Genomic DNA, 9,825 nt, shown 5'->3' on the forward strand with positions numbered 1-9,825 from the left:
TAGATGTTGGTCCACGACCGATATGCTGATAGGAAAAAGTGGCGGTTTTGCTGCCCGCCTTTTTTTCGCACCAGTATCATTAGTTAGAGGCGTGATCATCGTTTGAAATTAGCAGAGGTAGGAGGAACGAGTATGGAAGAACTTATCACCGTTCAAGATGTATCCTTCCGATATCAGGAAGATCAACCGCATGTGTTACATGGCGTATCCCTTTCTGTCTATAAAGGCGAGTGGCTAGCCATTGTTGGGCACAACGGTTCAGGAAAGTCGACACTTGCTAAACTTCTAAATGGTTTGCAACTTCCTGAAAAAGGTGATGTTCTCGTTGAAGGGTACAATAGTCGAGATGAGGAAAGCATTTGGGAAATAAGAAGAAGAGTAGGCATCGTGTTTCAAAATCCTGACAATCAGTTTGTTGGCACCTCCGTTCGAGATGATGTTGCATTTGGACTTGAGAATAGTGGGATGGCTAGAGAACTAATGTTAGAACGAATAAATGAGAGCGTCCAAAAGGTCCGAATGGAAGATTACCTTGACCAGGAGCCCCATCGTCTTTCTGGTGGGCAAAAGCAGCGGGTAGCGATTGCTGGAATTATTGCTTTGAGACCATCAATTGTGATTTTAGATGAAGCCACATCTATGCTTGATCCTGCTGGTCGTAGAGAAGTATTGCAAACGATGCGAAAGTTAAAAGAAGAAGAAGGAATGACGGTCATCTCGATCACCCATGATCTTGAAGAAGCTGCACAGGCAGATCGACTTGTTGTGATGAACGCAGGAGAAGTCATCGATGAAGGAATTCCGGTGGAAGTGTTTAAAAAAGGAGATATGTTGGAGCAAATCGGCTTAGACCTGCCGTTTCCACTACAGGTGCAGCGAGCACTCAGCGAGAGAGGATACGATTTCTCAAGGCTTACTTTATCTCAGGAGGAATTGGTGAACGAGTTATGGACATTACAATTAAAGGTTTAGAGCATTCGTACGGTAAAGGAACACCATTTGAACGTAAAGCTCTTTCAAACATAAATCTATCGATTTCATCGGGGACATTTCAAACAATCATTGGGCATACGGGGTCAGGAAAATCTACGTTAATTCAGCATTTAAATGGGCTTTTGAAGCCTACCCAGGGTAGTATTCAAATTGGGGATTTTAAAATTCAAGCTGGTGTAAAAGAAAAAAGGTTAAAAGCATTGAGAAAACATGTTGGAATTGTTTTTCAATATCCAGAACATCAGCTTTTTGAAGAAACCATTGAGAAAGACATTCTTTTTGGCCCGTTAAACTTTGGTGTTTCAGAAGACGAAGCAAAGCGGCGAGCGGCAAAACTCATTCAGCAGGTGGGACTCGATGAATCCTATCTCAGTCGCTCTCCCTTTGATTTAAGTGGTGGGCAAATGAGGCGAGTTGCCATTGCGGGAGTTCTCGCGATGAAACCATCTATCCTTATCTTGGATGAGCCAACTGCTGGACTTGATCCACGAGGGAGACGTGAAATAATGGATCTCTTCTATCGTCTACATGAAGAAGAGGGATTAACAACGATACTCGTCACACACAGCATGGAAGATGCAGCCCGCTTTTCTGATGACATTCTGATTATGGAAAAGGGTGGGGTCGTACTGCAAGGAAATCCAGAAACCATCTTTTCTAACCCCGAAGCCTTGAAAAATCTAAGCCTTGATGTTCCAGAAACAGTCCAGTTTATCCATCGCCTAGAAGAGCGGTTTAATAAGGATCTTCCACATAGTGTCTTTACGCTTAAGGCGGCAGTGGATGCAGCGTTATCGGTTTTGCAGAAAGGAGACGATTCCTAATGCAAAATATCATTATTGGGCAGTATGTACCAGGGCAATCCTTTATTCATAAACTAGATCCGAGAGCTAAGCTTCTAACGGCGTTTCTTTTTGTCATCATTGTTTTTTTAGCAAATAATTGGATTACCTATGTTTTACTCGGGGCTTTTACTTTACTTGCGATTTTTGTCTCAAAATTACCTCTCCGCTATATTTATAACGGTTTAAAGCCGATCTTGCTCGTTATCATTTTAACGTTTTTACTCCACGTCTTTTTAACAAAAGAAGGACCTTTGCTTTTGGACTTGGGCTTTCTTGAAGTGTATGAAGGCGGTGTGGAGCAGGGGATCTTTATCTCACTTCGTCTTTTATTTTTAATTCTGATTACTTCTCTGTTAACTCTTACCACGACGCCTATTGATATCACAGTAGGGATTGAAACGTTGCTTGGTCCAATGAAGAAAATTGGCTTACCCGTTCATGAATTTGCCCTAATGATGTCTATCGCGCTTAGGTTCATTCCTACGCTTTTGGAAGAGACAGAGAAGATCATGAAAGCTCAATCAGCACGTGGTGCACAATTTTCAAGTGGTCCAATAAAAGAACGCTTAAAAAGTATCGTGCCGCTTCTTGTTCCACTCTTTGTCAGTGCGTTTAAACGTGCAGAGGATCTTGCCATGGCAATGGAAGCAAGAGGATATCGCGGGGGAGAAGGTAGAACGAGCATACGTTTACTAAAATGGTCTGGAAAAGATACAACGTTATTTATCATTCTTCTCCTGCTCTGTGTTAGTTTACTACTGTTAAGAAGTTAGGAGACATTGTTGATGCAACGGATAAAAATGACGCTCTCTTATGATGGGACTGCTTATAATGGCTATCAGGTGCAACCGAATGGACGTACAGTGCAGGAGGAAGTGCAGCGTGCATTACAGCAAATGCACAAAGGGGAAGTCATACCAGTTACGGGGTCTGGAAGAACTGATGCACGAGTGCACGCGTATGGCCAGGTGATTCATTTTGATACCACGCTCTCGATTCCTCCTGAAAATTGGACGCGAGCTTTAAATGCTCAGCTTCCTGGTGATGTGAGAGTTTTGCACACAGAAGCTGTATCGAGTAATTTCCATGCAAGGTATGACGTTGTAAGAAAGACTTACCAATACCGAGTGCACAATCGCGCAGCGGTTGATGTGTTTAGAAGAAACTATACGGTGCATGAGCCACATGCACTTAATGTGTTAGAGATGAAGCGTGCAGCAGCTGATTTCATTGGGGAGCATGACTTTACCTCTTTCTGCGCTAGTAACACCGATGTGATGAATAAAGTGAGGACCATCTATCGAATCGAGATTGAGCAAATACAAGACGAGCTCGTTTTTACGTTCGAAGGGAGCGGCTTCCTTTATAACATGGTTCGCATTCTGATGGGCACGTTACTGGAAGTAGGGAAGGGTCGCCGTTCGGCTAATGAAATGTCATCTATTCTTAGCGCAAAAGATCGAAACAAAGCAGGTAAAACAGCTCCTCCCCATGGACTCTACCTATGGAAAGTCTCGTATTCTTAGAAAAGGAAAGAAAGTTCTTAAACACTTGACATTTGTCTCCCAGTATTATAAGATATTCTTTGGTATTTCTACATCCACTTGCCCCGGATTTAGAAATCTGACTGACAACTGACAATGAATATTCTGTGGTAGTTTTAAAATAAATTGGATTGATTTTAGGAGGGAAACTCATGCGTACAACATTTATGGCTAAAGGCCACGAAGTCGAGCGCAAATGGTACATCGTTGATGCTGAAGGTCAAACACTTGGCCGTCTTGCTAGTGAAGTAGCAGCGATCCTACGCGGTAAAAATAAAGTAACTTTCACACCTCACGTTGACACTGGTGATCATGTGATCATCCTTAACGCTGAGAAAATTGAACTAACTGGTAACAAACTTAATGACAAGATGTACTACCGTCATAGTGGACACCCAGGTGGTTTGAAATCAAGAAATGCTCTAGAAATGCGTACTAACCGTTCTGAGCAAATGCTTGAACTTGCAATCAAAGGTATGCTTCCAAAGAACAGCCTTGGTCGCCAAATGATTAAAAAGCTTCACGTATTCGCTGGTAGCGAGCACAATCACCAGGCTCAACAGCCTGAAAAATACGAACTAAGAGGATAATTAAAAGGAGGGAATCAACTTGGCACAAGTACAATACAACGGCACTGGCCGACGTAAACACTCTGTAGCACGCGTACGTTTACTTCCTGGTAACGGACGTATGGTTATTAACAACCGTGAGATCGACGACTATTTCGATCTAGAAACACTTAAGCTTATCTCTAAGCAACCACTAGTTGAAACTGGCACTGAAGGCACTTACGATATTTTCGTGAATGTTAGCGGTGGTGGATTCACTGGACAAGCAGGCGCGATCCGTCACGGTATCGCTCGTGCACTATTGCAAGCTGATCCGGAATCACGCGCAACACTTAAGAGCGCTGGCTTCCTAACTCGTGATGCTCGTATGAAAGAACGTAAAAAATACGGTCTTAAAGCAGCACGTCGTGCACCTCAGTTCTCAAAACGTTAATCTGTTTTATTCAAAACCTCTGGCTTCGAGCCGGGGGTTTTTTTGTGTTGTTTTTTACATGTTGCCATAAAAAAAACTGAAGGAATTACCAGTTCATATATCGCATACTCCCTGACGCTTGAGTGAGACTAAAATCAAACGAGTCGAGAGGATGGGTGAGATGGACAATGTGATTACCGTATTCAAAGAACGCCAGCGTCATAAGCGCCTTGAATTCGAACGGAGAGTTTTAATTGAAATATCGCTAAAGGAGTTATCAGATAACATCAGGGAAATGTTTTCTCCATTTTTCTCTGAGGCTATTCTCTACAAGGGAGATGTGGAGAATGTTTGTATGGATATTGCCATTGAAGCGTATTTGTTAGGCGCAGAGTATAGCAAGTTCTCCTATTATGGAGAACCGATGACGATGGTGCATAAGCGATGTTTTAAATTGGAGAAAGCGCTCATCGAAGCTCTCTTTGACTATTGGCTTTTTTGGAAAACGTCAGAGGGGTATGAAGAGTCCTTACAAATCACGTGTGATGTATTTGTTTCAAGTTGGTGGAAAGCAGGTTGTGAAAAAGGCATGATGAGACGGCGACTACGCCTCCAATAGCCGATAAAGTTTCAAGACTAATTCTTTCACCTGTCCCATATAGATAAGGTAGGACAAAATAAGGGGCGGTGTTGGATAAGTATGAAGAAGTGGTATAAGCGATTTGGCGTTGCCACTGGTATCATCGTGCTGTTATTTATCATTAATTACAAATTTGCCATTGACTCTTCATGGGATGCCTGGCATCTACCTTTATCAGGTCAGGTTATTGTGATTGATCCCGGTCATGGAGGCGCTGATGGAGGAGCGGTAGGTAATAATATCGTAGAAAAAGATATTGCTCTTAAAATATCACTTAAATTAAGGGATTATCTTCAAGAAGCAGGGGCGCTGGTCATTATGACAAGAGAGACGGATACAGACCTGGCATCTGAAGGAACGAAAGGACTAAGTAATCGAAAAGCAGAGGATTTAAGAAATCGGGTTGAACTGATCAACGAAGGAAGTCACAATCTTTTTGTTAGCATTCATTTAAATGCCATTCCTTCTTCCAGATGGAGTGGAGCTCAGACATTTTATAATCCAGTGAATAAAGAAAGTGAGGCGCTATCTCGGTTTATTCAAAATGAAATAAAACGAAATTTAGAAAATACAAATCGCCTTGCGAAGAACATGGACAGTGTTTATTTACTTAGAGAAGCTGAAATTCCAGGGTCATTAGTGGAGGTAGGTTTTCTTTCAAACCCCCCGGAGAGAGAACTATTGAATACGGACACCTATCAGAACAAAGTAGCAGCATCCATTTACCAGGGGATTATTCGCTATGCCACGAACGAGCCAGTGCCAGAAGAATAAGCACTGGCTTGTTTTAAATAAAGAGATTTCACGTGAAGCGCCATAGTCAAAACTCTCTGAATGATATGTTATACTAGCAATGTAATCGAATTCAGAGAAGGTGGTGCCTCCATGTTAACGAAAGATCAAGTCGTTGAATTACTACAAAAGGTGCAAGATCCTATTTTACATAAAAGTATCACGATTCGTGATGTGAAAACGAAGGAAGGCTATGTCAGTGTGAAGGTAGCCCTTGCTCAAACGGAATCAGCTGAGCAAATGAAGGTTCAGCAGGAGATTGTCAACACGCTAAAAGGCGCTGGTGCGGAGTCTGTAGGGTTACGATTTGAACAATTAGCCGATGAAGAACTGCCTGAGGGAACGTCAGCTAACCCAGATCTTCCTCCATTGCTTTCTCCAGAGAGTAAAACACAGTTTATTGCAGTAGCGAGTGGTAAAGGGGGCGTTGGGAAATCGACGGTTACCGTAAACCTTGCAACATCATTAGCTCGCCTCGGGAAAAAGGTTGGGATTATTGATGCGGATATTTACGGATTTAGCGTTCCTGATATGATGGGTATTGAAACGAGACCAAAAGTAGAGAATGAAAAAATCTATCCTGTTCAGCGATTTGGCGTTAAAGTGATGTCCATGGCTTTCTTTGTAGAAGATAACGCTCCTGTTATCTGGCGTGGCCCAATGCTTGGCAAAATGCTAAATAATTTCTTTAGTGAAGTGGATTGGGGAGAGCTAGATTATCTATTACTTGATTTACCACCAGGTACTGGGGATGTTGCTCTCGATGTTCATACGATGCTACCTGCCTCAAAAGAGATTATTGTCACAACCCCACATGCTACTGCTGCTTTCGTTGCAGCACGAGCGGGAGCAATGGCGCTTAAGACAAAACACGAAGTCCTCGGTGTTGTAGAAAATATGTCTTATTTTGAAAGTAAAGTAACGGGAGAGAAAGAGTATGTCTTTGGCCAGGGAGGCGGAGATAAATTAGCTTCTGAATTATCAACGGACATTCTGGGAAGACTGCCTCTCGGGCAACCAGACTTTGACGAAGCTGAATTTGCGCCTTCTGTCTATCAAGAAGATCATCCAATCGGAATGCAGTATCTTCAAATTGCTAATGAGATTATAAAGAGAACCGCGGAATAAAAGGGAAAGGACATGCATCGAGGCATGTCCTTTCGTGTGTTTATTGCTGTCCAGAATTAGAGGTACCTCCATTTTTGGAATCAGAATTACCTGTTCCTTCCTCCTTGCCGCCGCCAGAAGATTTCAGTTGCTCCGACGTAATTCCGGTAAGCATTTCCTGAATCTTAGCTTGAAATAGTGGACTTTCAAATGTTTCGGCGATTAAATCCTTAATTTGCTGACGGGATTGTTTACTTTCAAGGAGTTGTAGATAGTTTTTTTCCATGACTGGATCTTGTAGCAGATCCATCATTTTTTCCTGATAGTCAGGGTCATCCATGAGTGATTTAAATAATTTCTTATTCTCATCCTGAATGTTTTTAGCGAAATTCTCAACGAACGTAGGGTCTTTCAACATTTCTTGCCAGTAAGCTTTTCCTTCTTCAGTTGTAAGCACTTTCTGTATCGTTTCTTTCACAAATGGTTGTTCCATAACAAGCTGTTTCTTTATTTCTTCATCTGACATCACTTCTTGAATCGCTTTTTTTCCTTCGTCGGATTTTAGCAAGTCGACAAGCATTTTCTTCGTTTCTTCGTAATTGGCCTGAGATCCTTCGGCAGAACCGGTGGCACAACCAGCGATAAGAAAAATGACAAATCCGAGCGTAAGTAGTCTGAAACGCTGACTCATATCATTGCGCTCCTTTCTCAAGATCTTATTCTTAATATTAGGCGAAACTGTGAATTTATACCCGGTGAATAAAGGAAGGGTAGCAATTTAAAAGCGGCATTGGTACAATTCAACATAGAAGCACCATTAACGTTCACGGGGGTTTGATCTTGAAAACAAGAAATCTTGTTTATTTATTCTTTACAACCCTTCTGATTGGATCAACAGCCGGTATGCTTACAGGTATTGTCTTAGACTGGTCCCAGTATTGGACAGATCTAAAAAATGGAGAATTACTCTCGTTTTTAATAGTAATACTCTGGTTATTAGGGGTATCAAGCATCTTTAGTTTGATTAGTCAGATGGGTTTTTTTGCGTATTTAACCATTCATCGTTTTGGATTAGGTATTTTCAAATCGGTAAGACTCTGGAATACCATCCAGGTTGTCTTAATCGCAGTTGCTTTATTTGATTTAGTTTATTTCCGCTATGCGGTTTTTGCAGAAGAAGGAGAAAGTGTGATTAGCTACATACTTATCGCATTATTTCTTTTAGTGGTAGGACTCATTGCGGCATATGTGAAGCAAAAAGAAACAAATAAGCAGGCGTTTATACCCGCTCTTTTCTTTATTGTCGTTGTTACCATTCTTGAATGGATTCCAGGACTACAAAGCAATGATCCAAAGTGGCTTTGGCTTATTTTGATTCCTCTACTAGTAAGTAATGTGTGGCAATTGCTAACACTTCATCGTTTAATTCAAAAAGAAGCATAGATAAAGGCCGCTATCTAATTGGATAGCGGCTTATTTTATTTCTTTACTTTTAATCTTAGCGTCTGAAACAAGTTCGCTTACTGTAGCGAAAGAATAACCTTTCTTCTTTAGAGCGGCAATCATTTCTGGAAGTGCTTCTGCCGTCTGTTTTGCTGAATCTGATGCGTGCATAAGCACGATGTCACCTGGATCAATTTCTTTCATGACATTCTGAACAATATTCTCTACACCTGGGTTTCTCCAGTCTTCAGAGTCTAGACTCCAGTGAATGACAGTATAGTTAAATTTGTCTGAAAGCAAGAGAACGCGCTTATCAAAGTTTCCATTCGGAGGTCTAAGTAATTGTGGCTCTTCATCGGTAACTTTTTTTATAGCTTCGCTCGAACGAATGATATCTTTCTTGATCTCTTCATCTTTCATGTTTGTGTAGTTTTCGTAGCGATAACCAAGGTTACCGATTTCGTGACCATCTTTCGTAATCTGTTCAACAATTTCAGGATGACGTTCTGCCCAAGCGCCAGAAATGAAAAACGAAGCTTTCACATTGTTTTGTTTCAATTCATCCAGAATAGGAACTGCCTTCGTTTCACCCCAACTAATATCAAAAGTTAAGGCAAGCCGTTTATCATCACTCTTCACCTGATCGACAGCGAGCGGGACATCATTATTTGTAAACACGGCGAGGTCTCCACCTTCAACAAATAGGATAATGGCAGCAAAGAAAGCAGCCGTTACAATAATAAGTCCCTGCTTGATTCTGATTCCATTCCAAATCCAAAAAAACTTCATTATGCACCCCCTTTGTCCCATTCATATGCGAAAAGTTTCATAACTATGTACAAACTGTTAGGGAAACACATAAAACACAAATCACCTGGTCATACTGGGGTGAGGAAGGAGCGATACAGATGATCGGACTTTTAGTTAACTTTAAAGAAATGAAAGAAATTGAGTATTTGCTAAAGCGCGAAATGGAAGAACTACTGATGGATCTAGATAACAGTAGGCTTGATGGTTTGGTTAAAAGAGCGATGGAAGAGCGCTATCAACTTCTGTTAGGTATCTATAAACGAACTGCCACGCAAGCTGAGATAGCAAAGTACCTCCGCATCTTGAAAAAAAGTTCAAATTAATTTAAATTACCCCTTGTCAAAACGAAGAACTACCTGTATATTTATATAGGTCGCCGCAACAACGCGGTGGACACGAAAAAATGATTTCAAAAAGTTGTTGACGCCAACTGAGTTAATGTGGTACATTAATAAAGTCGCTGAAAACGACATTGAAAGAAACGAATTGCTCTTTGAAAACTGAACGAAACGCCATGTAAGTAGTTGTTTCTACGGAAACAAAATGTTTTAAAAGCTAGATTAAGCTTTCTATCGGAGAGTTTGATCCTGGCTCAGGACGAACGCTGGCGGCGTGCCTAATACATGCAAGTCGAGCGAAGAGATGGGAGCTTGCTCCCTGATCTTAGCGG

The 9,825-nt window shown here is 41.5% G+C and carries 13 protein-coding genes and 1 rRNA gene; 12 read left to right on the forward strand and 2 right to left on the reverse strand.

Features of this window, described 5'->3' with window-relative positions; genetic code table 11:
• Positions 1-132 precede the first annotated feature (132 nt).
• The 9 genes from PQ511_RS21535 to PQ511_RS21575 all read left to right on the forward strand — a co-directional run bounded on the left by PQ511_RS21535 (position 133) and on the right by PQ511_RS21575 (position 6,923).
• The gene (locus PQ511_RS21535; protein ID WP_273853992.1) at positions 133-972 is read left to right on the forward strand and encodes an energy-coupling factor ABC transporter ATP-binding protein; all 840 of its coding nucleotides are present in this window, start codon (positions 133-135) and stop codon (positions 970-972) included.
• Positions 948-1,817 (forward strand): energy-coupling factor ABC transporter ATP-binding protein, encoded by an 870-nt coding sequence (locus PQ511_RS21540; RefSeq protein WP_273853993.1) that lies wholly within the window; start codon positions 948-950, stop codon positions 1,815-1,817. Before PQ511_RS21535 ends, PQ511_RS21540 begins: the two co-directional genes overlap by 25 nt.
• Positions 1,817-2,611 (forward strand): energy-coupling factor transporter transmembrane component T family protein, encoded by a 795-nt coding sequence (locus tag PQ511_RS21545; RefSeq protein ID WP_273853994.1) that lies wholly within the window; start codon positions 1,817-1,819, stop codon positions 2,609-2,611. The genes PQ511_RS21540 and PQ511_RS21545 overlap by 1 nt, the downstream gene beginning before the upstream one ends.
• A gap of 12 nt (positions 2,612-2,623) precedes the next feature.
• Positions 2,624-3,364 carry a tRNA pseudouridine(38-40) synthase TruA gene (truA, locus tag PQ511_RS21550; RefSeq protein ID WP_273853995.1) on the forward strand — a complete coding sequence of 247 codons (741 nt, stop codon included), beginning with the start codon at positions 2,624-2,626 and terminating at the stop codon, positions 3,362-3,364.
• 170 nt (positions 3,365-3,534) lie between these two features.
• The gene (rplM, locus tag PQ511_RS21555) at positions 3,535-3,972 is read left to right on the forward strand and encodes a 50S ribosomal protein L13 (protein WP_048313355.1); all 438 of its coding nucleotides are present in this window, start codon (positions 3,535-3,537) and stop codon (positions 3,970-3,972) included.
• 19 nt (positions 3,973-3,991) lie between these two features.
• Positions 3,992-4,384, forward strand: coding sequence for a 30S ribosomal protein S9 (rpsI, locus tag PQ511_RS21560; RefSeq protein ID WP_098446000.1), 393 nt, complete (start codon positions 3,992-3,994; stop codon positions 4,382-4,384).
• A gap of 160 nt (positions 4,385-4,544) precedes the next feature.
• On the forward strand, positions 4,545-4,982 hold the full coding sequence (locus tag PQ511_RS21565; protein ID WP_224591419.1) for a DUF2521 family protein: 438 nt from the start codon (positions 4,545-4,547) through the stop codon (positions 4,980-4,982).
• Positions 4,983-5,063: 81 nt separating this feature from the next.
• Positions 5,064-5,777 carry an N-acetylmuramoyl-L-alanine amidase CwlD gene (cwlD, locus tag PQ511_RS21570; RefSeq protein WP_273853996.1) on the forward strand — a complete coding sequence of 238 codons (714 nt, stop codon included), beginning with the start codon at positions 5,064-5,066 and terminating at the stop codon, positions 5,775-5,777.
• Positions 5,778-5,888: 111 nt separating this feature from the next.
• On the forward strand, positions 5,889-6,923 hold the full coding sequence (locus PQ511_RS21575) for a P-loop NTPase (protein WP_226660049.1): 1,035 nt from the start codon (positions 5,889-5,891) through the stop codon (positions 6,921-6,923).
• A 40-nt stretch (positions 6,924-6,963) separates the two neighbouring features.
• On the opposite strand, the gene gerD is transcribed toward PQ511_RS21575, so the two are convergent.
• Positions 6,964-7,593, reverse strand: a complete 630-nt coding sequence (gene gerD, locus PQ511_RS21580) for a spore germination lipoprotein GerD (RefSeq protein WP_273853997.1) — start codon at positions 7,591-7,593, stop codon at positions 6,964-6,966.
• A gap of 149 nt (positions 7,594-7,742) precedes the next feature.
• Here gerD and PQ511_RS21585 point away from each other — a divergent pair, with 149 nt between their 5' ends.
• Entirely contained in the window at positions 7,743-8,345 is a 603-nt protein-coding gene (locus PQ511_RS21585) for a KinB-signaling pathway activation protein (protein WP_273853998.1), read from the forward strand.
• A gap of 30 nt (positions 8,346-8,375) precedes the next feature.
• Here the strand turns inward: PQ511_RS21585 and pdaB are convergent, their stop codons facing one another.
• A complete protein-coding gene (gene pdaB, locus PQ511_RS21590; RefSeq protein ID WP_273853999.1) occupies positions 8,376-9,134 on the reverse strand; it encodes a polysaccharide deacetylase family sporulation protein PdaB in 759 nt (252 codons plus the stop codon).
• Positions 9,135-9,253: 119 nt separating this feature from the next.
• Between pdaB and PQ511_RS21595 the strand changes: the two genes are divergently transcribed.
• Complete coding sequence (locus tag PQ511_RS21595) at positions 9,254-9,478, forward strand: hypothetical protein (RefSeq protein WP_273854000.1); 225 nt, start codon at positions 9,254-9,256, stop codon at positions 9,476-9,478.
• Positions 9,479-9,724: 246 nt separating this feature from the next.
• Positions 9,725-9,825 (forward strand): 16S ribosomal RNA (locus PQ511_RS21600); the annotation flags it as partial.

This window comes from Guptibacillus spartinae (assembly GCF_028610625.1).
Taxonomy (GTDB): Bacteria; Bacillota; Bacilli; order Bacillales; family Guptibacillaceae; genus Guptibacillus; species Guptibacillus spartinae.

Coding starts and splice junctions, on each gene's coding strand:
- rplM (WP_048313355.1), top strand. CDS start 3,535: ATGCGTACAACATTTATGGCTAAAGGCCACGAAGTCGAGCGCAAATGG.
- truA (WP_273853995.1), top strand. CDS start 2,624: ATGCAACGGATAAAAATGACGCTCTCTTATGATGGGACTGCTTATAAT.
- PQ511_RS21545 (WP_273853994.1), top strand. CDS start 1,817: ATGCAAAATATCATTATTGGGCAGTATGTACCAGGGCAATCCTTTATT.
- PQ511_RS21575 (WP_226660049.1), top strand. CDS start 5,889: ATGTTAACGAAAGATCAAGTCGTTGAATTACTACAAAAGGTGCAAGAT.
- cwlD (WP_273853996.1), top strand. CDS start 5,064: ATGAAGAAGTGGTATAAGCGATTTGGCGTTGCCACTGGTATCATCGTG.
- PQ511_RS21565 (WP_224591419.1), top strand. CDS start 4,545: ATGGACAATGTGATTACCGTATTCAAAGAACGCCAGCGTCATAAGCGC.
- PQ511_RS21595 (WP_273854000.1), top strand. CDS start 9,254: ATGATCGGACTTTTAGTTAACTTTAAAGAAATGAAAGAAATTGAGTAT.
- pdaB (WP_273853999.1), bottom strand. CDS start 9,134: ATGAAGTTTTTTTGGATTTGGAATGGAATCAGAATCAAGCAGGGACTT.
- PQ511_RS21540 (WP_273853993.1), top strand. CDS start 948: ATGGACATTACAATTAAAGGTTTAGAGCATTCGTACGGTAAAGGAACA.
- PQ511_RS21535 (WP_273853992.1), top strand. CDS start 133: ATGGAAGAACTTATCACCGTTCAAGATGTATCCTTCCGATATCAGGAA.
- gerD (WP_273853997.1), bottom strand. CDS start 7,593: ATGAGTCAGCGTTTCAGACTACTTACGCTCGGATTTGTCATTTTTCTT.